This window comes from Desulfitobacterium dehalogenans ATCC 51507 (assembly GCF_000243155.2).
GTDB lineage: Bacteria > Bacillota > Desulfitobacteriia > Desulfitobacteriales > Desulfitobacteriaceae > Desulfitobacterium > Desulfitobacterium dehalogenans.
Genome location: NC_018017.1, coordinates 3,945,779 through 3,969,240 on the forward strand (window position 1 = coordinate 3,945,779; position 23,462 = coordinate 3,969,240).

Here is a 23,462-nt window from a genome sequence, read left to right on the forward strand (position 1 = left end):
TTATCCTAAGGTAAAAAACAATTCTGTGACCTCAGTTTTTGGCGAGTGTGATAAAACTCACACTAGTTGTTTTTTACCTCTTATCAATGAAGTTCCTAACGACAATCATCTTTGAACAGAGTCTCAATAGGAGGTCAAATAAGCTTGATAAAATGGTTCTAATCTACAATTCCTAATTGCACCAATAGATTATGTACTTCTTGTGTATTGATAGGCTTGGATAAACAACCCTCACAACCGACTTCTTTAGCCTTTTTGACATAATCCGTTTCAGATAAGGCACTGGTCAAAATAACTTTTGTTTTATTTTCAGGTTTAATCTTTTTTTTGGTTTCATAATTTCTTATGGCCTTTAAGACCGTGACTCCATCGACTTTAGGCATCATAATATCCAAAAAGATGATGTCATAAGGCCTAAGTTCTTGCCGACATAAGGAATATGCCTCCAGTGTTTCTAAACCATCCACCACCCGATCGACCTCTCCGTATTGGGCGAGGAATTGGGCCAGGAAGGCACTGCTGGCTAAGTCATCCTCAGCTACGAGTATTTTCATTCAACTTTTCCTCCACTTAATTGTTTATACTCACTATCCAAATAATACATATATTCCTTTGCCTCCTCAGGATTTCCGCGTCGGGCAGCCAGCTCGATCTTAAAGGCAAGAGCCTTTAATCTATGGGCTCCGATTACGGAGCACCGTTCTTTTATGCGATGAGCTATATGTTCTAGGGCCACGCTGTCTCCATTGTTTAAGGCGATTCGCAATTTTTTAAGATCATAGGCCATTTCGAAGAGCTCAAGTTCCCCGTTGACTCTCTCTAAGGAAGAGGGCATGCCTGCCAAATAGACTCCTTCATCTGTAATGACAACCTCTTCCTGCTGGACCTGTCCATCTCCGGAAACGAACTTGGTGACCACTCTATCCAAGACCATGATCAGTTCCTCCATCATCACGGGCTTGGGAATATATTCATCCATTCCGGCATTCAGAAATCCTTCCCGATCCCCTTTCAAGGCATATGCGGTTATGGCAATGATGGGGGTATGGCTTTGGACCCCTTCACTTTCCCTGATTCTTTTCGTTACTTCGATCCCGTCCAAGCGAGGCAACTGGATATCCATAAGAATAACATCATAGGAATTCTTATGATAAAGAGCTAATGCTTCCTCTCCATCCATGGCGACATCCACAGCATGCCCTTGGGTTTTGAGCATTTCCGTAATCACGACGGAGTTTACAGCATGATCTTCAGCTAAAAGGATTCGGTAAGATCCTGCCGTTGATGTCACCTTTGGCTCATCTATATTCCGGGCTGGTTTGAAGCCTATAGCGTCCTTGTCACAGTGCTTTAACTTCAATACAACGCAAAAAGAACTCCCTTTCCCTTTTTCACTTTCAACCCAGATTTTCCCGCCCATCATGTCGACCAGTTTTCTTGATATAGCTAACCCTAAGCCGGTTCCCCCATATTTGCGGGTAATAGAACCGTCCACTTGGTTAAACTCTTCAAAAAGATTTATTTGTTCCTCTTTGGCTATGCCAATCCCGGTGTCCTTAACAGTGAATTTAAACTCCGAAAAGTCCTTGTCCCATTGTAAGCGTTTGATCGTAAGGGAGACCTCCCCCCGTTCAGTAAATTTGAGGGCGTTACTCAGCAGGTTATTAAGCACCTGCTTAATGCGTTCCGGATCCCCGTTATAGTAATCGGGAAGGTTCGCTGAAAAGGTATAGACTAAGTCTAAGTCTTTACGCTCAGCTTCAGGGCTATGAGTTTTTATAATCTGCTCGATGATTTCCTTAAGGTTAAATTCAATCTCTTCAACGGTTAATTTTCCGGCTTCGATCTTAGAAAAATCCAAAATATCATTGATAATTTTGAACAAAGAATAGGCGCAGTTCTTGGCAATCTTTAGATTCTCCTTTTGGATATCCTCTAAGGAGGCTAAGAGAGTCAGATCAATCATACCAATGATCCCATTGATAGGTGTACGAATTTCATGACTCATATTGGCCAAAAATTCGCTTTTGGCCCGATTGGCGGCTTCAGCCTTCTCTTTGGCCTGCTGAAGTTCCACTTCAGCCTGTTTGCGTTCCTGTTCGATTTGCTTTCTCTCGGTAATATCACGAAGAAGAGTCAACATGACATTTCTGCCGTTCAATCTAAAGGTATGGCAATTGACTTCGACTGGAATATCCTCACCCTTCAGGTTGGTACATACCCCTTCGAAACTTACTGAATTGGTTTTCTTAAGGCCTTCCCACATTTCATCCAAGGTCAATTGGGGTGAGGCTGGTCGGATACAAGCTCCTATAAAAAGTTTGAAGGTTTCTTCATTATATCCCATAAGCCTGCTGGCTTTTTCATTAATTTCGATCAATGGCCCGGGATGTCCATTTTCTTCTAGTTCATGGACAAAAACCGCATCGGTAATATTATCGAAAAGCTGGCGATATTTATTATGACTTTCTAATAATATCTGTTGGATCCGCTTTTGATTGGTAATATCTCTGGCAATGGAAAGCAACACCCTTTGGCCGTTTAAAACAGTATAATGAGCTTTGACTTCCACAGGGATTTCCCTCCCTTTTTGGGTCAAAAGCATTCCCTCGAAAACCAGGTGACTTTTACTTAACAATTTCTGAGTGAACTCATTAGCCAAGGTCATAGGGCTCTTGGCTTGGATGACTTCATTACTTAAGTCCATAATCTCAGCCCTGGTCAGCCCGATAAGCTCACAAGCCATATCATTGACTTCTCGAATTCGTCCAATTTGTCCATCGTCCTTAACTTCATGGATAAACACACAGTCTGTGATACGATTAAAAATCTCTCTGAATTTCTCTTCGTTTTCACGGATAATAACTTCTGCTTCTTTGCGCTCTGTAATGTCACGGATGATGCTTATTAGAATTCGTTTATCCCTCCAAAGAATGCCTTGAGAACTCACCTCTACAGGAATTTTGCTTCCGTCCTTACGCAAGTGTACCGTCTCGAAAAAGCATCCCTTTTCCAGGGCAGTAAATATTTGCTGCCAAGCAAAATTGGGCTCTGTACGGAGGTCAAATATTTTTAAGGATATTAACTCCTCACGGCTATACCCATAGGTATTAATCGCCGCTGCATTAGCATCAAGTATTTGTCCCTCCTCATCAATCATCAGAACAATATCCCGAGCATGGCTGAAAACAATCTGATATACTCTTTCGGCCTCCTGTACCAATTTCCGATCCGTAATATCTATGACCACACCGGTATACCCTGCAAGTTCTCCTTGGGAATCATAATAGGGTTGACCACGATTCAGACAATGACGATATTCTCCATCATAGCGACGTAACCGGTACTCTACTTCAAAGGGTGCATTATGTCTGCAACTATGCTCCATCACATCCATGGTCTTCGAGTAATCCTCAGGATGAATGCTGCTCACCCAACCATCATCACGGATTTCCTCAAAAGTAAGCCCCGTAAATTCCAACCAAGCTTGATTCACATAGTCATGCTTTCCTTCCCGATCGTTACTCCATATAAGGGCAGGGATATTATCCACTAAATGCAGGCTGGGATCCACCCTTCTCTATCTCCTCTCTATGATTTGGATTCGTGTGTCGCGGTGAAGGCATCCAAAAGCATGGTCGCTGAAGTAATGGTGTACTCCCTTAATGAGAAGCTAAACCCTGCCATTCGCCACTCAAGGATAATCTGTTGAATCATCCCCAGAATAATATTGGCTAAGCTTTCACTATAAACGGATGGGTTAAGTTCACCGATTTCAATGGAACTCTTGATTAAAGATTGGATGGTTTTTAGCCGTCGGGATATGATGTCCATAACCTTATCCCTGAGCTCTTTTTCATACAACAATCCACTGTAGGCTAGAAAAATCGCTGTGATTTCCGGATAGTTCTCACAGTAGGTCATATGACTGTCAATTAAATGAAGAATCTTCTCTTTGGGAGTTAAGTCTTTTTTTAAGGCTGACTCAGACAAAGCATTATCATATTGGGAAGAGTGCTCGAGAACGGCTAACACGAGTTCATGTTTTGACTTAAAATGCTTAAAGATGGTAGCTTCAGAGACTCCTTCCCTTTTGGCCACTTCTCTTGTGGATAAGCCTTGGAAGCCCTTTTCATTGATAAGGGAGATGGCCATAATGACTAAGCTCTCTTTTCTATGTATAAGATTAATATCCATATTAATTCTCCTTATCTTGTCAGCACACATAACCCTTCTTTAATGTATTTATAGCCTAAATTTCATGATGACCGTTTTAAGACTTTGAGCTAAATCCGAAAGTCCTTCGCTGGAAGCAGCGATTTCCTGGATAGATGCGGTTTGTTCTTCCATGGAGGCGGTAACTTCCTCCGTAGCGGCAGAGTTTTCTTCAGCGATTGCGGAGAGAGTTTGTAAAGTCAACAGGATTTCATCCTTAATTTTGTCCATCTCTGCTTCGGATGCATTTAACTCATTCACAGCTTGAATGGCTTCTGCCATGGATTGGGCAATCACCCGATACTTATCCTGGCAGGTCATGACGCTTTCAGTTTGTTGCTTAGATATCATGGATACTTTCTCCATGTTTTTGACTGCATCTTGAGAGTTATCTTGCAATTCCTTTACCATAAGATCGATAGACTTGGTGGAAGCTGAGGACTGCTCAGCCAGCTTGCGAATCTCTTCGGCTACCACGGAAAAGCCTCGTCCGGCATCTCCCGCCCGAGCTGCCTCGATGGCTGCATTCAAGGCCAAAAGATTGGTTTGCTCCGCTATGGAAGCAATCACACTGCTGGCTTGCCCGATCTTTTGAGAGCTTTCATTGGTTTTATAAATCACTTGGCGGATTTCAAGAGTAGCTTCGTTGTTTTCTTCGGAGATGTGAGTCAGGTTATCAATCTCTTTCAACCCTTCATCCACAACGGTTGAAACCTTATAGGATGCGGTATTTAAAGCTTTAGCTAACTCAAGGTCCTTTTCTATGACTTGGCCAAGGCGGACTGCTTTCACCGCTCCTTCTTCTGTGTTGCCGGCTTGCTCTGATGCTCCCTTGGCAATTTCACTAATTGCTTTCGATACTTCTTCCGCGACGGCAGCACTTTGCTGGGTTGACCCTGTTAGTTGCACAGACACTGCAGCGACTTGCTCAGAGGACTCTCTGACATCCCTGATAAATTCTCTGAGACTGGAGGTAATAACCTGAATTCCTTTGGCTAAAGTTCCAATCTCATCCTCCTTTTTAAGAAATGCTTCGGGTACATCATGAGTCACATCCAATTGGGCAATTCTCTCTGCGCACTCTGCTACTTTCATAATGGGTTTAGCCATGGAATTCCCGATTAAGATGACAAGGCCAATGCTTACGAGTAAAATGACCACTCCGGCGATGATAATATTTCTCTGGAGAGCAGGAATGGCTGACAGAACTTCTTCCTGACCCGCTGTAATAATGAAGATCCAGTTACTCCCCTGGATAGGGGCATATCCTGCGTATAAATCTTGGCCATTAAAAGTATAGGAACCAACTCCTCGACCCTCTTTCAGCACATTTTCAAACAAAACTGCTATGGATGTTAAGCTTTGATCCCCTTTGACTTCTTCGATGGGATTAAATTGATTCCGTACTTTTTCACTGTCCGGGTGGGCAACGACTGTTCCTTGACTATTGATCATATATCCATAACCCTTTTGGCCATATCCCGTATCCTCAGCAATAAGGCTAAGGGCATTGCCGTCACGGCGCCCGATTAGTGCTCCCACCACTTGTCCATCATGTATAATAGGTGTGGCATACATTATAACTCGATCATTGGTTACTCTGCTGATAATTAAGTCGGATACATTGGTTTCTCTTTTTAAGGCCTTTTTCACATAGTCCCGGTCCCCAAGTTGACTGGTTGACCCATCGGAATAGTTGACTGTCCCATCCAACTGAACTACCCCAATATCAAGAAAATTTGTATTGGGGACTTGTCTCTGCAATATTGGTTGTTGTACCTGCCAATCCATGGTTTGAATATCTTCTCTTAAGGCGATCATCTCTAAGGTTTTCTTCTGGATCTCCAGACGGCTTTCTGTAAGTCTGGCTGCATCGTCGGCAAGTGAAGTCAAGGCTTTTTCTGCTTCAGCTGTAAGAGCATCGCTGGCCCTTGACAAAGACAGATAACCTAGGGCTAAGGATGACAGCAGTACAAGAATGGAAAAATAAATGACGAGTTTCGTTCTGATACTTTTCAACACGCAGTTCCTCCAGTTTCCTTTTAATTTAAAGCCCTAGAACCTTTGAGTTTTTTTCGGCTCGCACTTCTTATTGGCTATAACTTCAATAAGCTTATGCTGTGGAATGGGTTTACTATAGAGATACCCTTGACCCGTGTGACATTTAAACCGCTTCAAATAGGAAAGCTGCTCCAGGCTTTCAATTCCCTCGGCCACCAATTTAATATTGAGTTCACGGGCTAAGTTCACCACAGAATGGGTAATAATGGTGCTGGTTTTGTTCGTGGGGATGTTCTGTATAAAGGAGCCATCGATTTTTATAATATCAATATTAAAAGTAAGTAAATAGGATAAGGAGGAAAAGCCTGTCCCAAAATCATCCACCGCAACCATAATCCCTATTTCCTGAAGTTTTTGTAGATCGGAAATAACTTTCTTGGCATTCTCAATGAGTACACTTTCAGTGATTTCTATAATGAGGTGACGGGGGTCAAATCCCATCTTATGAAGGATGGCTTGGATGCTCTCCACAAAGCTCTCTTCTGCAAACTGAACAGAGGAACAGTTGATGGATACTTTAAGGGGAGGCAGTCCTTCTTTTTTCCATTGTCTATGACAGCGGCATACTTCTTCTACCAGCCATTTTCCCACATCCACAATAAAACCCGTCTCTTCCATTATAGGGATAAATTCGGCAGGAGAAACCATTCCGCATATGGGGTGCTCCCAACGCAGTAATGCCTCGACTGCAAGCACTTCATTAGTATGCAGGTTGACCATGGGTTGGTAATGCACCACAAACTGACCTTCAGCGAGAGCTTTCTGCATGTCACTGCGCAATAGAAATTCTCTACAATTCTTATGATCCACATCTGCAGAATAACATTGGCATCGTTTTTTACCGGCGGTTTTGCCCCTTAATAAAGCAGTATAAGCGAACTTAATCAGGGTCTCACTATCTTGTGCATCATGAGGATATATACTAATACCCAAGCTCACACTGACATCCAATTTATGATCATTTACTATAAATGGAGAGTCAAATAGACGCAGAATCTCCTCAGCCAAATAAGTATAGTCATCCCGTTTATTTCCTTGGGTAACCATTAAAGCATACTGGTCCCCTGAAAATCTGCAAAGGAATACCTTATCCGTCAGTACCAATCTCAGGCGCTGGCTGATTTGTGCAAGCAATTGGTCCCCATGCTCGTATCCCAAATAGCTATTGATATACTTGAATCGATCAATATCCACAATCATCAAAGCCAGGATTTGGCCTTTCTTGGCCTCTGCCATTTGCTGATCTAAAAGAGATTCGAAAGCAGCCCGATTAGGAAGCCTGGTTAGTTCATCTATGGTTTCCGAAGCATTTGAACTATCCTCTCTGCTACAATGTGAGGAAGACACCCTCCAGTTAAGAATAATTCCTTGAACGGAGGGTTCTGACAGCTCATTACGCATATCGCATGCCAAGGTAATCTCCTGTCCTGTTTTGGTCTTAATCTTTATTTCTTCTTGTACCACTTGATTAGGGTGGTTAAAAACTACGTCCATCATCTGAATAAATTTATATTTTTCTGTTGGCTCAAGAAGCCCATAAGCCAGCTTACCTATCCGTTCTTCAGGTTGATAACCTAGAATTTTTTGAACAGCAGGGCTAATGTATTGAATGGTTCCATCGGAGTTGATAATCTCAAACACCTCATGAGAATCTTGCACTAAAACTTGAAAGCGTCTTTGCAGGGTCTTTAATGCTTGACTTTCGTAGAGGTTGAGTTTCTTTTCATTTTTAACAATTGTTTTATTACGGACTGATAAATTACTCTTCCTCATCACTTGATCCTTTCATTGGGAAACCCCTTACCACATTGATTTTTAAGCCAGACCTTCCAGTTGGGTAAGTAAGTACTCACTCTCTTCCATCCTGGTTTATTATTTAATACTCCAATAAATATGTCAATACTATCTTTAATTTCCAGATAATTCTTTTTGCGACAAATTACGACATTGATACTCGCCACATTTTTTAATTAAGAGCATAATAAAAGGACCAAATCCTGTTTCATTCAGGATTTAGTCCCTCGAAGGTCCTCATCAGTGGTGAAGGAACTTAGGCGGTAACTCCTTGACTAAAGCGACAGACTGTATTGCGAGTCTTCTTTGCTTGGTACAAAGCTTGGTCGGAGAAATTCACAATAAGATCAGTGTTGTTGGTGAGTCTATTCTCTTTCACTTTTACTTCTTCAAGTTTCTTGTAAGAAACCACTCCCGCACTAATAGTTACTTTTTGGGAAGCTATCTCCGGGCCAAAATCATGATTCTCTACAAGATTGCGGATTCTCTCAATAAGATTAGCCGCCCCCTCTTCACTGGTTTCAGGTAATAAGATCGCATATTCCTCTCCGCCCCAGCGTATGACTTCATCGCTGGCCCTAACATTTTTACGTAAAATATCGGCAATTTCCTTAATCACTTTATCCCCTGCAAGATGACCATACGTATCGTTGATGTTCTTAAAGCGATCGATATCAATCATGGCTAGAGAGTATTCTTTTTGTTGCTTTGCGTATTTTTCCATATCAATGTTAAGACGAAGGTACATAAAGCCCTTATTGGGCAATCCTGTTAGGGAGTCTGTATAGCCCTTAACCGCTAAGGTTTTAACAAATTCACCCAAGCTGACTCCGTTAAAAATTAAGATGACTACGACGGACAGCCAAACCCAGCGTGCTTGATTCATAGGGAAAAACCAGTAAATAAAATAGACTAAAAGCCATAACAAGACACCTAATAGGGAGAGAATCAAAGGAGCATGACTCATGAACAGCTTGGTAAAGATCTGAACAATTTTTTTCAAGCTACTCACTCCCTTTCGGCTTTAAACGTAGTATAGAATTCTGGATACTTAGAAATTTGGTGTTAGGCATAAGATATTATATTAATAGATAGTATATTCTCCAACATACACATTAGTCCTTACGCTTGTTCTAAACGTCACTTATCAATATAAAAAATAAGAGAATTTTTTCCTATACTTATAAATTATTCTAATAATAAGTAAGTAATTACTAGCTTATCTGATTATTCGCCATGTAGTTAAATAATCCTTTTTTCGCTACGGATTATTATGTATTCAGCGACCGCATTTTCCCTAGTGTACTGGATAACATAAAAAGCAAGCCAGCAATGATTCTTTGCTGGCTTGAACACACTTTTCTAAGTTAAGTTTTCTAAGTTAATGCTCCCTATTTTGCGCTCATGTGATTGAGAAAGGCCTGGGTCCTTTGTTGCTTGGGAGCTCCAAACACAGCTTCCGGTTCCCCTTGTTCGACAATCTCTCCTTTGTCCATGAAAATAACACGATTGGCTACTTCACGGGCAAAGCTCATTTCATGGGTCACCACAATCATGGTCATATGCTCTTCCGCCAACTGCCTCATCGCCTTTAACACTTCACCGGTTAATTCAGGATCAAGTGCCGACGTAGGCTCGTCGAAAAGCATAATGTCGGGATTCATAGCCAAAGCACGAGCGATGGCCACCCGCTGCTTCTGACCGCCGGACAGCCTCGAAGGATAGCAATCCAGCTTATCCAGGAGCCCCACCTTTCGAAGCAGCTCCTTGGCTTCGGGGATGATCTCATCCTTTTTGACTCTTTTAACTGTTATGGGTGCTTCAATGACATTTTCCAAAACGGTGAGATGGGGAAACAGGTTAAACTGCTGAAAGACCATGCCCATTTTGCGACAGATCATGCGTGCCTGGGTTTCTTCAGCATAGACTACTTTTCCTTCCTCAGTGGTGGAAACCAATTCATCCTCTTCAATGGTGATGCTTCCTCCATCAATCATTTCCAGTCGGTTCAGACAACGCAAAAAAGTGCTCTTTCCAGAGCCGGAAGGGCCAATGATGGCTACCACTTCTCCCTTGAACACTTCCAGAGAGACTCCTTTGAGGACTTCCAGCTTATCGAAGTTCTTTTCAATATTCAGGGCACTGATCATCTTCATTATACTCACCTTCTTTCCCTATTCGTCATAGGCCGCATAGCGTTTCTCAAGCTTTTGGAAGCCCCAGGTCAAGACCAGGGTCATCAGCAAGTAGAACACCCCGGCGACGATAAAGGGGGTCATGGTAAAGTCCCTCTGAACCAAGGCTCTCGTAGTACGCAGCAAATCATTCATGGCTAGTACATAGATGAGGGAGGTGTCTTTGACCAGGGTAATGGTCTCATTGCTTACCGGCGGCAGCACCCGTTTAATAACTTGAGGGAGGATAATGCGGCGCATGAGCTGACCATAGGTCATGCCCAGAGCCCTGGCTCCCTCATATTGCCCACGTTCAATGGACTGAATTCCCGCCCGGAAAATTTCCGCAAAATAAGCCGCATAATTCAGGACGAAAGCCAGGATAGCGGCCTGAAAATCCGTAAGAATAAGCATCTCGCCGATAACCGGAATAAAAGGCAGGCCAAAATAGACAAATAAGAGCTGAAGCATGAGGGGAGTGCCCCTGAAGACCCAAATATAGACCCCTATCGCCGAGCGAAGCACCCCAAACCGGGATATGCGGCCCAGGCTGAGCATCAATCCCAAGGGTAAGGACATGACTATGGTGACGAGGAATATTTTTAAAGTGACCACTGTGCCGTTTAACATGGGGCCCAGTATTTGCAAAATATAGTCCATGATTTCTCTCCTCATGAGTTTTCAAAGGGAATCAACAATTAACCTTTAGATGAAAGGATATTTTCATTGGCTAACGAAAAAAGGTGTAGGGAATTGTTCCTATGCCATTTCGAAAAAGGAAGACTCTCCCTTCGGAAAGACATAAGAGGCGTTCCCTACCCTTCGCTCGGTTCCTGTTACTTGACGATATCTTCTCCGAACCACTTCTTGGAGATTTCAGCGGACTTACCGTCTGCCTTCATCGCATCCAAGGCCCCTTGAAGCTTGCTGAGAAGCTCGGTGTCATCCTTGCGTAAACCAACGCCGAATTCTTCTTCGCCAAAATCATCCTCGATAGCTACAAAGGTGCCCGGCTTTTTGTTCATGTAATACTTTAAAACGGGTTCATCGCCAACCACGGCGTCAGCCCGGCCGATGGCCAACTCATTTAAAACCGCCACAAAATCCGCATAGGTTCTTAACTCCTTAAAGGTTCCTGTCACTTCGGGTTCGGCATTGAGGGCATCCACACTGGAACTTCCCTCCTGAGTAGCGACAACTTTACCGGCTAAATCCGCTTTGGTCTTAATATCTGAACCGGATAGAACAACAATAATTTGGCGATTGGCCATATAGGGTTTGGAAAAAGCTATTTTCTCCAATCTTTCGGCGGTGATAGTTAGTCCATTCCAAATCATATCGATCTTTTTGCTGTTGAGTTCTACTTCTTTGCTGTTCCAATCAATGGGTTTGAACTCAACGTCCATGTCCAGGCGTGAAGCCACTTCTTTGGCCATATCCAAATCGAAGCCCACCAGATTGCCGCCGTCATCTCTAAAGCCCATAGGAGCAAAGGTATCATCCAACCCGATGACGATCTTTTGCTGTACGGCGCCTTTTTCCGGCTCTTTATTCGCCTTGCCCGGCTCATTGGCGCCTCCCGCACTGCTGGAACTTCCACAACCTGCTAACAATAATCCTGACATAAGGACAGTCATCGCAACGGCTATCAACTTCTTCATTAGGAACAACCCCTTCTCTCTCGCAATAATCTTGATGCTATTTTACTTTAATACGCTAAAGAGGTAAAAGGATAAACCGGCACATTATCGCAGGATAGACTTGTTTAGCTGAGCCATGCTTATTATTTCGTCTTTTTTTATAGGATTCTATTTATTTTTAGCCAAGGAGCATGCGGTCGTTATCCAATTCTGTCCCACTGCGCTTCTCGAACTGCTCAATCAGGCGATCCACCGTCATTTGCCTTCTTTCCTCGCCTTGGAGGTCCATGATGATTCTTCCTTCATGCATCATAATAGTCCGTGTTCCAAATTCCAGAGAGGCTTTCATATTATGGGTGATCATCAGAGTGCACAGTTTATCCTCCGCTACTATCTGACGAGTCAGGACCATTACCTTTTTCGCAATAGCGGGGTCAAGGGCTGCCGTATGTTCATCCAGCAGCAAAAGTTTAGGTTTAACCAAGGTTGCCATGAGAAGGGTTAAGGCCTGCCTTTGCCCTCCGGATAAAAGCCCCACCTTGTGCTTCATTCGGTCCTCCAAGCCCAGATCCAGCATAGCCAGACGTTCCCTAAGAAAAGCCAATTCCTTTTTGGTCGCCCCGGGACGTAAGCTGATGGGCTGTCCTTTGGCCAGTGCAATGGCTAAGTTCTGCTCAATCGTCATATCAAAAGCAGTTCCCTTAAGGGGATCCTGAAAAACTCTTCCAATCAGCTTGGAGCGTTTATATTCGGGATGATAGGTGACATCCAGGTCATCAAGAAGAATCTGACCTTCCTCTATTTCATACATTCCCGAAATACAGTTAAAGAGTGTGGATTTTCCTGCTCCATTCCCACCAATGACCGTCACAAACTCACCGGACTGCAAGGAAAGGTCTACCTGATCCAGGGCCCGCTTTTCATTGTTGCTTCCGATGCCAAAAGTTTTGCTGACTCCTATAAGCTTAAGCATTCCAATCGTTCCCTCTTTCACTGCAAATTCCTTTTGGCACTTTTATTGTGGGAAAAATGCCGGCGTTTCATAAGTGCAAATTGTTTTTTCAAAACAGGAGTGGACATGGCTAAAGCCACGATGGTTGCCGATACAAGCTTAAGATCGGTAGCCGGCATTCCCAACTCCAGGGCAACGGCAATAATAAGGCGATAGAGAACGGAACCTAAAACTACGGCGATTAACCGGCGCGGAAGGGTTCGTATCCCAAAAACCACTTCACCGATAATGACGGAGGCTAAGCCGATGACCACCATCCCCACACCCATGCCCACATCCACGAAAGATTGGTACTGGGCTATCATGGCTCCTGAAAGGGCTACGAAACCATTGGCTGCGGCAAGGCCGACAAAAACCGTCAGATCGGTGTTCACACCTAAGGCTCTTACCATTTGGTCATTATCTCCTGTTGCTCTTACCAGGAATCCCAAACGAGTATTTAAGAAGAGAAAGAGGAGGATAAGGCAAAGGATGACCACGATAAAGGCAAAGGTCAGTTGACTGTATTTTCCGCTCATGACCTTCTCAAATTCGCTGAATACGGTGGCCTTATTTAAAAGAGCGATATTGGAGCGACCGCTCATAATCTTTAAATTAATCGAGTATAAGGCAAGCATGGCCAGAATCCCGGCCAGCAGAGCTTGGATCTTCAGTTTGGTGTGGAGAAAGGCCGCAATGCATCCGGCACCACAACCCAAAATAAATGCCAGTATCAGTCCGAGAAAAGGATGACCGCTCATACATAAAACAACGGAGATGCTCGCACCTGTGACAAAGCTTCCGTCCACCGTCAAATCCGGCATGTTCAAGGTACGGAAAGATAAGAATACCCCCAGGGCCATGATGGCATAGATGATTCCTAGTTCGATGGAACCTTGAAAGGCGAGGTTACTCATAGGTGATGGTCTCTCCTTTAATAAATAATTGGCGAGACTTGAGGCAATCGATTGACCCTTGTCTCGCCTGTGCACCATTGAGGTTAAATGAGGGATATACTATCGTCAAACGGATCTCTTCCTGGAAGTTAAGGTGGGGAGGGGTAGATGCTATTCAGTGAAGACTTGGGCAGCTTTCTTGAGGATGTCGGCTGGGATGGTTATGCCGATAGCATCAGCTGTTTTTTGATTGAGGTAGATGTCCATATCGGTCATGGATTTAACAGGGATGTCACCAGGATTTTTCCCGTTAAGGATTTCAGCGGCCATTTTCCCGGTCTCTTGACCAAGAACGGTGTAGTTAATACCATAAGTCGCAAGGCCTCCGTCTTTTACCAAAGAATCTGCTCCTACATAAACCGGAACTTGTGCTTTATTGGCGGCTTGTGCCACGGCGGGCATGGCACTGGCTACGGTATTATCGATAGGAATAAAGATAGCGTCCACTTTGCCGGTTAAGGAGTTGACTGCTTGCAGAACTTCAGAGCTGTTGGTTACGGTAGCTTCGATTACCTGGATGTTCTTCACGACAGCATAGTCTTTCAGATCCTTGATCACGGAGACAGAGTTGGTCTCACTGGTGCTGTAAAGTGCTCCAACGGTTTTGATTCCGGGAGTGATCTGCTCGGCTAAGCCCATAATTTTCTCCGGAGAAACCCGGTCTGAGGTCCCGGTCACATTACCGCCGGGTCTTTCCATGTTGGTGACAAGCCCTGAGCCTAAGGGATCCGTAGCCGCTGAGAAGACGATAGGAATTTCTTTAGATTCACTGACCACCGCCTGAGCCGACGGAGTGGCGATGGCAATAATTAAATCATAATTATTCTCAACAAATTTTTGGGCAATGGTTTTAAGATTGGTTTGGTCTCCCTGAGCATTTTTATAGTCGATTATAATATTTTCGTCATGTTTAAATCCTTGGGCCGCAAGCTCGGCAATAGTGGATTCGCGAATGGTATTCAGGGAAGGGTGTTCGACGATTTGAACAATCCCCACCCTTGTCTTGCCGCCATCTGTGTTCCCTTGTCCTGCAGCCTTGGAACCGCAACCTGTGAGCAGTAAAGATAGTGCTAATACTCCACTTAAAATCCCCGCAAATTTCTTTTTCATTGAAGATTCCTCCACTCTTTTTCTTTTTGATTAAGATTGAGGGTTCTTCCCTGCAATATCCCCTCCATCCGCGGAAATGGCCGGGATTAGGCTCGTACCCAATCAAAAACGCCTGTCCTTAAGTTTCTAACTTAAGGACAGGCGTATAAACCTGCGGTACCACCTTAATTGATGCATGAAATAAACCATACATCCTCTCTTGCAGGGTGCCATCACACCCTTAGCCCAGTAACGCTGGCTATGCGTCGTAAGCTACTCATTGCTTTTCGCTCCGCCCTCAGGGGCCCATTTACTCGCTCCGTTACCTGCCAGGCTTCCACCTTCCCCGGCTCTCTTTAAGGCTGGTCTTGCGGTTTTACTTCCCCATCAACAGTTTAGAACAGTTTAGCATATTATTTTCCAGGAATCAATAGAGATTTATCTAAGATACCCACTGGTAAACAGTATTTTTATGATGCTTGGCCATATACATAGCCGAATCGGCTCTTTCTATAAGCTCATCGAGGGTATCGGATGAATGGCTGTCATAAGCTGCTACCCCAAAGCTGCCTGTGACTTTAATCAGGGAATCTAAATAGTCTACCTCAAGCGCTTCCACACTTTCCCTCATGCGTTCCGCTACCATGGTAGCCTGCTCAATACCCGTATCCGGTAAGCAAATAATAAATTCTTCTCCGCCGTAGCGTCCAATGAAATCATAAGCCCTTACGATATTTCCCAAGCATTCCGCAAATTGTTGAAGAACATAATCTCCTGCCAAATGTCCATATTGGTCGTTGACTTTCTTAAAGTAGTCAACATCTACGAGTATCATGGCAAAACCTTTTTGGGTCCGCCTGGTTCGTTCTAATTCTTCCTTGAGCCGTTCGATAAAGGCTCTGCGGTTCAGAGTGTTGGTTAAATAGTCGGTACGCGCCAGAACTTCAGCATCATCCCGTGACTTGCGCAGCTCGTCCTCAGCCTTTTTGGCAATCGTCATATCCTGTATTTGGGCAATAAAATACTTTATATTGCCACTTTTATTGCGCACAGCGGAAAACGTTGCTCTTATCCAAAGGATATTGCCATTCTTATGAATATAGCGCTTTAAGGAAGTAAAAGAGTGAATATTACCTGCAAAAACTTCTTGAGTATAGGGAGTATCCTTCTCATGATCTTCCGGATAAATAAAATCCTTAGGAACCATCCTAAGTAACTCTGTTCGGGTGTAGCCTACGATATCCGCATAGGCCTGGTTGACTTTTATAAAACGAAAATCAGGGCTGATTATAGCCATCCCTAAAGCTGTATGCTCAAAGGCACTTTCCATAATCCGCACTTGCTCCACGCGATCAGCCAGGATCCGTTGATATTTTTGACTGTATAAGATACCCAACCCTAGTATGAAAATCAGAAGAATCATAAGCTCAAAAGACATAAGAACACCCTCTAAACACGATGTTGAGGTTATTGTGTATACATAGTTATTATACTATATTTCATTCGATTGTACCTTAATTTTCTCCGAAAAGGACACGGATAAGAGAACTATTTGAACTCACTCAGATAGTTCTCTCATCTCGAGAATTCTTAACTTTTATTTGATATTTTTAACTGCTGTCTCTCCAAAGGCTGGCGTGATGATTTTTTCATAGGGAGCAGTTTTGCTTAATTCGCCGGCATCCTGTAGTGCCTTTTGCAGAATATCGAGATCCCTTTCTTTCAATACGGGATCCTTTTTCCAACTGTCTTGATCTTTATAGCGTTTTACGACCGTGGTTAAAATCTCCTGATCTGTATCTGGGAAATGGGGCTTAATCGCTTGAGCAATTTCCTCCGGAGAGTGGGATTCTACCCAACGTTGGCCTTTATAGACAGCGTTGGTGAACTTCTGGACGATACCGGCATTTTCCTCAATATAGCTCTTCTTAGCGAAATAGGCAGTGTAGGGCACTTCACCGCTTTCCTTACCCAGGGAAGCCACAATATAAGCTTTTCCCTCCTTCTCCATCATCGAGCCTGTAGGTTCAAAAAGAATGACATAGTCCCCTTGACCACCTAAGAAAGCTCCTGGCATGGCGTTAAATTGCATGGTGGTATCGATGAAAACATCTTTTCCCGGGTTCAAGCCGTTATTGCGGAGAACGTATTGGAGGATGATTTCAGGCATACCGCCTTTTCTCCCTCCGATAATCGTTTTGCCTTTAAGGTTGCTCCATTTAAAGTCAGGTTCCGGCTCTCTGCCAATAAGGAAGGTGCCATCCCCATTGGTCAGTTGAGCAAAGACAATGGCATTATCTTCTTTTCCTTCATTGTATACGTAAATGGTGGCTTCCGGACCGGCAAAGCCAATCTCTACTTGACCCGTCAAGACGGCGGTCATGACTTTATCTGCTCCACCACCGTTGGTCAGTTCGATCTCCAGACCCTCCTCTTCAAAAAACCCTTGAGATAAAGCCACATATTGAGGTGCATAGAAGATGGAATGGGTGACTTCCGATACTCGGATTTTGGTTAATCGTTCTTGTTTTCCACCTGTATTGCCACATCCTGTTAATACCAAGGATACCACTAAAAAAACTGCTACCATAAGTAAGCCTAATCGGCGTTTCATAGTAACCCTCCCTTTTATTTTTGACACTGGTTAGGTATATAAGGATATGAAGAACTATGAGCTAATCTGAATTCTTGACAATGAGCTTTTCGAACAGAACCACCCCCTGATACATTAATGCTGCGGCTATGCCTAAGATGAAGACACTGGTCATCACCAAATCCAGCTTAAACACCTGTCCTCCATAAACGATAAGATAGCCCAGGCCTGCCTTGGAGACGAGGAATTCACCGACAATGACCCCAACCCAGGAGAGCCCAACATTTATTTTCAAAGCATTGACGATGGTGGGGAAAGAGGCCGGTAGGAGAACCTTGGTGAGAACCTGAATCTTTGTTCCGCCAAAGGTATGAACCAGCTTAATTTTCTCTTGGTCTATGGATAAAAAGCCATTGAGCACTTCTAAAATAGTAACAATGAGGGAGATTGCCAGAGTCATGACGATGATGGCCGCCGGCCCTGCGCCGATCCAGACGATGAATATAGGTCCTAAGGCAATTTTAGGCAGACTGTTGAGAATAACGAGATACGGCTCTGAGACTTTGGAAATAAATTCAGACCACCAAAGGATGATGGCTATCATGGTTCCCAGGACAGTTCCTAAGATAAAGCCCACCACAGTTTCTATACAGGTAATGGCAATATGATGAAGTAATACCCCCTCTTGATGGAGAGTTATCATAGTTTGGAGCACCCGACTGGGTTGACTGGTAATGAAAGGGTCCACGATTTTGGCTCGGGCACAGATCTCCCATAAGCCCAGGGCAACGATGAGAATTAAAATCTGGGTCACTCTGACCTTGATCTTTTCCTGTCGGACTTTCTTTAAGTAGGCTCTATGTTCCGGGGAGCTATTAGACATGGACATCCAACTCCTTCCATACCTCTTGAAAATAGATCTGGAATTCAGGCATATCCCGAGACTTTAAAGGAGTTCTCTTTTCACAATTCATGCTAATCTCATAAACCTTCTTAATTGTCCCCGGTCGTTTACTAAGCACGACCACCCGATCCGCCATACTGATGCTCTCAGCGATATCATGGGTGACCATAATGGCAGTTTTATTCTCTTTTTTAATAATGGTATGAATATCCTCATTAACAGCCAGGCGGGTTTGATAATCCAAAGCGGAGAACGCTTCATCCAGGAGCAGGATTTGAGGATTGGTTACTAAGGTCCGAATGAGTGCTGCTCTTTGCCTCATTCCTCCGGAGAGCTGGTTGGGGTATTTATTACGAAATTCGTAAAGTCCGTAAGTCTGCAGGAGGTGCTCCGTATAGGCCTTAGCTTCCGGTGTCATGGCTTTTTGAATCTCCAGCCCCAGTTTGACATTCTGTAAAATTGTCCGCCACTCAAAAAGATGATCCTTCTGCAGCATGTAACCAATCTTTTGGGATGTTCCTGTGACGACCTCGCCATCCACGAGAACCCTACCTGCTGTGGGGGAAATCAGTCCGCATATAATGGATAAAAGGGTCGATTTACCACAGCCGCTGGGACCAACAATACTGACAAACTCACCTTCGTAAACATCAAACTCTATCTCATCAAGTGCTGTGATTTCTCCATTGAGGGATTGATATTTCATGCCAAGGTTATGCAGCTCCACAACCTTTCTCAATGCCCCTCCCCCCTTCTTTTTACTCTCGGCATTTTCATTATCTCTAATAGTGTATTGAATCCCGGGGAGATGGGTGAGTGTTTAAGATATGAAAAAATCCCCTCCTCTGGGTAGAGAAAGGGAATGTAAAAGCTGGTTAAGCTTCTATGGGTTTCAGAATTTCTTGCATACCTTTATCAATCCTTAAGATTTGACTGCCTAGTATCTCGGCTTCACGGGGATCATGGGTGACCAGAATAAAAGGAATCTGCCATTGCTTCTGAACCTTTAAAAGTTCTTGTTGGAGAAGCGCCCGGGTGTCAGGGTCCAGAGCCGAGAGGGATTCATCCAAGAGCAGGAGCTCCGGTTCCGTCATTAAAGCTCGTGCCAAAGCCACGCGCTGTTTTTCTCCTCCTGATATTTGAGAAGGATAACGCTTCCGTAAGTGACCGATTTTAAGAATGTCCAGAAGCCCCGTCACACCTATCGCTTTATGAGAGGCTTCTGTCGATTCCGCCGGCTTAGGCTTTCCATAGAGGACGTTCTTTTCGATGGTCATATGAGGAAACAGTGCGTAATCCTGAAAGACATAACCAATCCGGCGTTTTCGAACCGGGATATTGATTTTTTGCTCAGAAGAAAAGATGGTTTTACCATTAATCCAAATGTCTCCCTGAGTAGGGTTTTGCAACCCCGCCAAACACTGGAGGACTGTGGTCTTCCCCGCTCCCGACGGACCGACAATGGCCAGGATATGGTTATCCACCTCAAAATCCACTGCCAAGGTAAATGAGGGCAGTTTTTTCTGGAAATGCACCTTGACCATTAAGCTATCCTCCCATCAGGCTTGGTTGAGTTTCCCTTACCTTTTCCCCAATGATTAAGCCCGAAAATGACCAGAAAGCTGAACAACACCATGATCGATACGAGAATCCAGGCCTGACGGGCGTCTCCGGCTTCACTGGCAAAATAAATAGCCAAAGGCATCGTGGACGTCTTACCAGGAATATTGCCGGCCAGCATGAGTGTTGCTCCAAATTCGCCGAGGGAACGGGCGAAAGCCAGTACAAAACCCGCAACACAGCCATTCCATGCTAAAGGAATGGTGACGGTGAAGAAGATCCTTAACTCTCCGGCCCCAAGGGTACGCGCCGCTTTTTCCAATTGGGGGTCCACACTCTCGATGGCTGCTTTTACAGACTGGTACATCATAGGGAAGGATACCACCGCTGCGGCGATAATCGCCCCCCAAATGGTGAAGACCACCGTCACACCAAACAGCTCTCCCAGGAGCTTGCCGACAGGTCCGTTCTTGCCAAAAGTGTAGAGCAAGACAAATCCGACCACAGAAGGCGGCAGAACGAGTGGTAAGGTCAGAAGGGATTCCACAACGGCCTTTCCCGTGAACTGGCGCTTAGCCATCAACGTAGCAATGGGAATAGCAAAGCAAACCACAATTACCACTGCGGCCACGGCAACTTTTATAGATAAGATAATGGGTGAAAAATTAAAGTCCATCTCTATTCCCTCAAATTTTCCCTCAAATTTATCAGAAGTCAGTAAAAACCATAGGTATAATCAGCCTCAGCAAGAAAAACAAAGCCAAGACCGATTATACCTTTAAATGCACTGTGTTTGTACTTTATTTTGTCCTTTATCTAAAATAATTTCCAGCTTTTTATTTGCTTAAGTTGGTTTTAAAACCGTATTTCGCGAAGATATCCTGAGCCTCTGAACCTTTCAAATAGGTTAAGAAGGCATTAGCTGCTTCCTTTTCCTTGGTTGCCGAAACAATTCCAGCCGGATAGGTTATGGCTTTATGGCTGTCAGCTGGGAAAGCTTCTACAACTTTGACTTTTGTTGAGCCTTGAGCGTCGGATTTATAGACAACTCCCGCTTCGGCGTTGCCGGTCTCCACATAATTCAACACCTGAGTTACATCTTTGGCCTGAACAAATTTGGGCACCAGGGTATCCCAAAGCTTAAGGGAGGTAAAGGCTTCTTTGGCATATTTGCCAGCGGGGACGGATTCCGGAGTGCCGATACCGATCTGCTTCACACTTTCCTTGGACAGATCCTGTATGGAGTTAACACTGGTATCGTTGGCACCGACAACAAGAACCAAATCATTTCCCACCAGATTGACAACGCTGTCTTTATCCATTAAGTTCTTTTCCAAGAGAGCATCCACCTGGGATTTTCCTGCTGAAATAAACAGATCAGCCGGAGCTCCCTGTTCAATTTGCTGCTGCAGGGTTCCTGAAGCACCCATGTTAAAGGTCAGTTTAACATTAGGCTCTTTCGCGGCATAATCCTTTTGAATCTCATCCAAGGCATTTTTCAAACTGGCCGCTGCGGAAACAATCAGCTCCGTTTGTTTGGCAGGCTCTTGGGGTGCTCCCCCATTATTGCCGCTGTTAGCGTTACCGGTGTTGCTGGCACACCCGGTTAAACCTAAAGAAAGTACCATACCGGAAATCAATAGGGCCTTAATCCACTTTTTCATCCTTAAACCTCCTGAAAGTTATCTTTTATTTTCTTCGATTCAATTATTTATGTAAATTGATAGACTTTTGGCGTCAAAACGTCAAAGTTCCCAATATTTTTTGGTTTTAGCTATTCGTTCTAGTATTAAAACACCTTGAGAGAACGCAAACAAAAAGAATAGAACCAAAGAAAAGGGGAATAAACCAAACGTAATTGCACTCTTACTAGAACTTAAGTTTAGATCAACGCCAACAAACACCATTTACCAATCAACATAAACAAACATAACCGAACTTTAGGTCTATTATATATTATGATATAATCGTTATCAAGATGTAAATAGACACTCGCTAGCCTTTTACTTATTGTTCAATAGGTTAATTATGGGGGGAGAGATTTCCTTGTCCAATGTGACTTATACTCCTGAGGAAGTCGCAAGCATTCTGAAAATCTCTAAATTTACGGTATACGAAATGATTAAACACGGCGACCTCAGCGCTTACCGCATCGGCCGTAAATTTCGCATCGAAAGTGCGGATCTGGAAAATTACATCCGCAGATCCAAGGGTGACTGTTCGACTTCGTCCTCTGGAAATACAATCAATCTTCCGCTGTCAGGTGATGCTCCACCGAGCGGTCCGGACGGCCGGGAGAAAACTACTGACACGCATCCTGCCTTTCCAGGTTCTACGCTTCCGGATCAAAGTTTGGTAATCTGCGGTCAAGATATCATCTTGGATATTTTAACCCGTCATTTGCATAAGCAATTTCCTCAAGTCCTTTTTCTTCGCCAATACAGCGGCAGCCTGGATGGCCTGATTGCTCTTTACCGCGGTCAAGCTAACGTGGTTACCACTCATTTATGGGATAGCGATACCAATGAATATAACATTCCCTATGTCAGGAGATTGTTACCCGGGCATCCGGCCTGCATCATCAATCTGGTTTATCGCATGGAAGGCTTCTATGTAGCCAAAGGAAATCCAAGAAAAATCTTTACTTGGAGCGACTTAGGTCGATCCGATATTCGCTTTGTTAACCGCGAACGTGGATCCGGGGCACGGGTACTTCTGGACGAACAGCTTCGTCTTGCCCATATTCCTCATCACAGTGTGCGAGGATATGAGGATGAGGAGATGTCTCATATGGCTGTTGCCAGTCGAGTAGCCCGTGGTGAAGCCGATGTAGGGCTGGGGATTGAAAAGGCTGCTATGCAAGTAAGCTCTTTAGATTTTGTGCCTCTGCACAAGGAACGCTATGATCTCGTTATTCGCAAGGAGGATTTGGTAAAACCCCATTTTCAGGCTTTATTGAGCATTTTGAATTCCGAGGTTTTCCACAATGAGGTAGCGGGAATTGGTGGGTATGATATCACTGATATGGGGAAAATTATGGGAGAAGTTTAACTACTTTCTGCGCTAATAATCAAGCCAGCCCTCTTAATTTAAGAGGGCTGGCTTTTTGCTATGCTGAAAAAGGCCCGAAAGCTGAATCTCCAGGATTTTGCTTTCGGCGTTCACTCTATAAGCTGCGCGGAGCAATCTAATCGCGAAAGACCTCCGCTGCGTCGGGTGCACCTGCGCCGCTAAGTAGTCTCTGTGGGGTGGCGGCTTGGGCGAAACCCTCGCCCGGGTTTCGTGGCTAAATCGGCTCCTGCCTCATAGCCGGTTGGAAACGTCCTGTTTCCAACCCGACTCCGCTGCAATCTTTCGCGAAGATTGCTTACCTGCTCACTTAGAATCCGTTCTCTGCCTTAAAGCAAAATCCTTGGGCTGTCTTTCGGGTCTGAGCAGTGCAACTCTTTCGAAAAGACCCAAAAGAAGGGCCAACAAAGACGCGC

At 44.2% G+C, this 23,462-nt stretch carries 20 protein-coding genes and 1 other annotated feature; of the genes, 1 reads left to right on the forward strand and 19 read right to left on the reverse strand.

Annotation, left to right across the window (positions count from 1 at the left end; all coding sequences use genetic code 11):
• Positions 1-158: 158 nt before the first annotated feature.
• The 19 genes from DESDE_RS18945 to modA form a co-directional block, all read right to left on the reverse strand.
• The gene (locus DESDE_RS18945) at positions 159-554 is read right to left on the reverse strand and encodes a response regulator (protein WP_014795637.1); all 396 of its coding nucleotides are present in this window, start codon (positions 552-554) and stop codon (positions 159-161) included.
• Positions 551-3,574, reverse strand: a complete 3,024-nt coding sequence (locus tag DESDE_RS18950; protein ID WP_014795638.1) for a PAS domain-containing hybrid sensor histidine kinase/response regulator — start codon at positions 3,572-3,574, stop codon at positions 551-553. The genes DESDE_RS18945 and DESDE_RS18950 overlap by 4 nt, the downstream gene beginning before the upstream one ends.
• A 17-nt stretch (positions 3,575-3,591) precedes the next feature.
• Entirely contained in the window at positions 3,592-4,197 is a 606-nt protein-coding gene (locus DESDE_RS18955; protein ID WP_014795639.1) for a TetR/AcrR family transcriptional regulator, read from the reverse strand.
• A gap of 48 nt (positions 4,198-4,245) precedes the next feature.
• On the reverse strand, positions 4,246-6,234 hold the full coding sequence (locus tag DESDE_RS18960) for a methyl-accepting chemotaxis protein (protein ID WP_174270154.1): 1,989 nt from the start codon (positions 6,232-6,234) through the stop codon (positions 4,246-4,248).
• Between the two features lie 36 nt (positions 6,235-6,270).
• The gene (locus DESDE_RS18965) at positions 6,271-8,049 is read right to left on the reverse strand and encodes a sensor domain-containing protein (protein ID WP_014795641.1); all 1,779 of its coding nucleotides are present in this window, start codon (positions 8,047-8,049) and stop codon (positions 6,271-6,273) included.
• A gap of 277 nt (positions 8,050-8,326) precedes the next feature.
• Positions 8,327-9,073, reverse strand: a complete 747-nt coding sequence (locus tag DESDE_RS18970; protein WP_014795642.1) for a GGDEF domain-containing protein — start codon at positions 9,071-9,073, stop codon at positions 8,327-8,329.
• A gap of 388 nt (positions 9,074-9,461) precedes the next feature.
• Positions 9,462-10,226, reverse strand: coding sequence for an amino acid ABC transporter ATP-binding protein (locus DESDE_RS18975; RefSeq protein WP_014795643.1), 765 nt, complete (start codon positions 10,224-10,226; stop codon positions 9,462-9,464).
• 18 nt (positions 10,227-10,244) lie between these two features.
• The gene (locus DESDE_RS18980) at positions 10,245-10,904 is read right to left on the reverse strand and encodes an amino acid ABC transporter permease (protein ID WP_014795644.1); all 660 of its coding nucleotides are present in this window, start codon (positions 10,902-10,904) and stop codon (positions 10,245-10,247) included.
• 176 nt (positions 10,905-11,080) lie between these two features.
• Positions 11,081-11,905, reverse strand: coding sequence for an amino acid ABC transporter substrate-binding protein (locus tag DESDE_RS18985; protein ID WP_014795645.1), 825 nt, complete (start codon positions 11,903-11,905; stop codon positions 11,081-11,083).
• Positions 11,906-12,062: 157 nt separating this feature from the next.
• Positions 12,063-12,857, reverse strand: a complete 795-nt coding sequence (locus DESDE_RS18990) for an ABC transporter ATP-binding protein (RefSeq protein WP_041917437.1) — start codon at positions 12,855-12,857, stop codon at positions 12,063-12,065.
• 17 nt (positions 12,858-12,874) lie between these two features.
• Positions 12,875-13,792, reverse strand: coding sequence for an ABC transporter permease (locus DESDE_RS18995; RefSeq protein ID WP_014795647.1), 918 nt, complete (start codon positions 13,790-13,792; stop codon positions 12,875-12,877).
• Between the two features lie 150 nt (positions 13,793-13,942).
• Positions 13,943-14,941, reverse strand: coding sequence for an ABC transporter substrate-binding protein (locus DESDE_RS19000; RefSeq protein ID WP_014795648.1), 999 nt, complete (start codon positions 14,939-14,941; stop codon positions 13,943-13,945).
• Between the two features lie 130 nt (positions 14,942-15,071).
• Positions 15,072-15,320, reverse strand: a binding site (T-box leader).
• A gap of 42 nt (positions 15,321-15,362) precedes the next feature.
• Positions 15,363-16,358: a GGDEF domain-containing protein gene (locus DESDE_RS19005; protein ID WP_014795649.1), complete on the reverse strand. Its 996-nt coding sequence runs from the start codon at positions 16,356-16,358 to the stop codon at positions 15,363-15,365.
• Between the two features lie 159 nt (positions 16,359-16,517).
• Positions 16,518-17,534 carry an ABC transporter substrate-binding protein gene (locus tag DESDE_RS19010; RefSeq protein WP_014795650.1) on the reverse strand — a complete coding sequence of 339 codons (1,017 nt, stop codon included), beginning with the start codon at positions 17,532-17,534 and terminating at the stop codon, positions 16,518-16,520.
• 61 nt (positions 17,535-17,595) lie between these two features.
• Complete coding sequence (locus tag DESDE_RS19015; protein WP_014795651.1) at positions 17,596-18,396, reverse strand: ABC transporter permease; 801 nt, start codon at positions 18,394-18,396, stop codon at positions 17,596-17,598.
• A complete protein-coding gene (locus DESDE_RS19020) occupies positions 18,389-19,156 on the reverse strand; it encodes an ABC transporter ATP-binding protein (RefSeq protein WP_014795652.1) in 768 nt (255 codons plus the stop codon). Before DESDE_RS19020 ends, DESDE_RS19015 begins: the two co-directional genes overlap by 8 nt.
• 136 nt (positions 19,157-19,292) lie before the next feature.
• Positions 19,293-19,961, reverse strand: a complete 669-nt coding sequence (locus DESDE_RS19025) for an ATP-binding cassette domain-containing protein (RefSeq protein WP_014795653.1) — start codon at positions 19,959-19,961, stop codon at positions 19,293-19,295.
• A complete protein-coding gene (modB, locus tag DESDE_RS19030) occupies positions 19,961-20,653 on the reverse strand; it encodes a molybdate ABC transporter permease subunit (RefSeq protein ID WP_014795654.1) in 693 nt (230 codons plus the stop codon). The genes DESDE_RS19025 and modB overlap by 1 nt, the downstream gene beginning before the upstream one ends.
• 160 nt (positions 20,654-20,813) lie before the next feature.
• On the reverse strand, positions 20,814-21,641 hold the full coding sequence (gene modA / locus DESDE_RS19035; protein WP_014795655.1) for a molybdate ABC transporter substrate-binding protein: 828 nt from the start codon (positions 21,639-21,641) through the stop codon (positions 20,814-20,816).
• Between the two features lie 382 nt (positions 21,642-22,023).
• Between modA and DESDE_RS19040 the strand changes: the two genes are divergently transcribed.
• The gene (locus DESDE_RS19040) at positions 22,024-23,028 is read left to right on the forward strand and encodes a substrate-binding domain-containing protein (RefSeq protein ID WP_041917301.1); all 1,005 of its coding nucleotides are present in this window, start codon (positions 22,024-22,026) and stop codon (positions 23,026-23,028) included.
• The last annotated feature ends 434 nt before the right edge of the window (positions 23,029-23,462 follow it).

Bases quoted from the DNA above. Each gene is read 5' to 3' on its own strand.
- DESDE_RS18945 (WP_014795637.1), bottom strand. From the start codon at position 554: ATGAAAATACTCGTAGCTGAGGATGACTTAGCCAGCAGTGCCTTCCTG.
- DESDE_RS18955 (WP_014795639.1), bottom strand. From the start codon at position 4,197: ATGGATATTAATCTTATACATAGAAAAGAGAGCTTAGTCATTATGGCC.
- DESDE_RS18965 (WP_014795641.1), bottom strand. From the start codon at position 8,049: ATGAGGAAGAGTAATTTATCAGTCCGTAATAAAACAATTGTTAAAAAT.
- DESDE_RS18975 (WP_014795643.1), bottom strand. From the start codon at position 10,226: ATGAAGATGATCAGTGCCCTGAATATTGAAAAGAACTTCGATAAGCTG.
- DESDE_RS18980 (WP_014795644.1), bottom strand. From the start codon at position 10,904: ATGGACTATATTTTGCAAATACTGGGCCCCATGTTAAACGGCACAGTG.
- DESDE_RS18985 (WP_014795645.1), bottom strand. From the start codon at position 11,905: ATGAAGAAGTTGATAGCCGTTGCGATGACTGTCCTTATGTCAGGATTA.
- DESDE_RS18990 (WP_041917437.1), bottom strand. From the start codon at position 12,857: ATGCTTAAGCTTATAGGAGTCAGCAAAACTTTTGGCATCGGAAGCAAC.
- DESDE_RS18995 (WP_014795647.1), bottom strand. From the start codon at position 13,792: ATGAGTAACCTCGCCTTTCAAGGTTCCATCGAACTAGGAATCATCTAT.
- DESDE_RS19000 (WP_014795648.1), bottom strand. From the start codon at position 14,941: ATGAAAAAGAAATTTGCGGGGATTTTAAGTGGAGTATTAGCACTATCT.
- DESDE_RS19005 (WP_014795649.1), bottom strand. From the start codon at position 16,358: ATGTCTTTTGAGCTTATGATTCTTCTGATTTTCATACTAGGGTTGGGT.
- DESDE_RS19010 (WP_014795650.1), bottom strand. From the start codon at position 17,534: ATGAAACGCCGATTAGGCTTACTTATGGTAGCAGTTTTTTTAGTGGTA.
- DESDE_RS19015 (WP_014795651.1), bottom strand. From the start codon at position 18,396: ATGTCTAATAGCTCCCCGGAACATAGAGCCTACTTAAAGAAAGTCCGA.
- DESDE_RS19025 (WP_014795653.1), bottom strand. From the start codon at position 19,961: ATGGTCAAGGTGCATTTCCAGAAAAAACTGCCCTCATTTACCTTGGCA.
- modB (WP_014795654.1), bottom strand. From the start codon at position 20,653: ATGGACTTTAATTTTTCACCCATTATCTTATCTATAAAAGTTGCCGTG.
- modA (WP_014795655.1), bottom strand. From the start codon at position 21,641: ATGAAAAAGTGGATTAAGGCCCTATTGATTTCCGGTATGGTACTTTCT.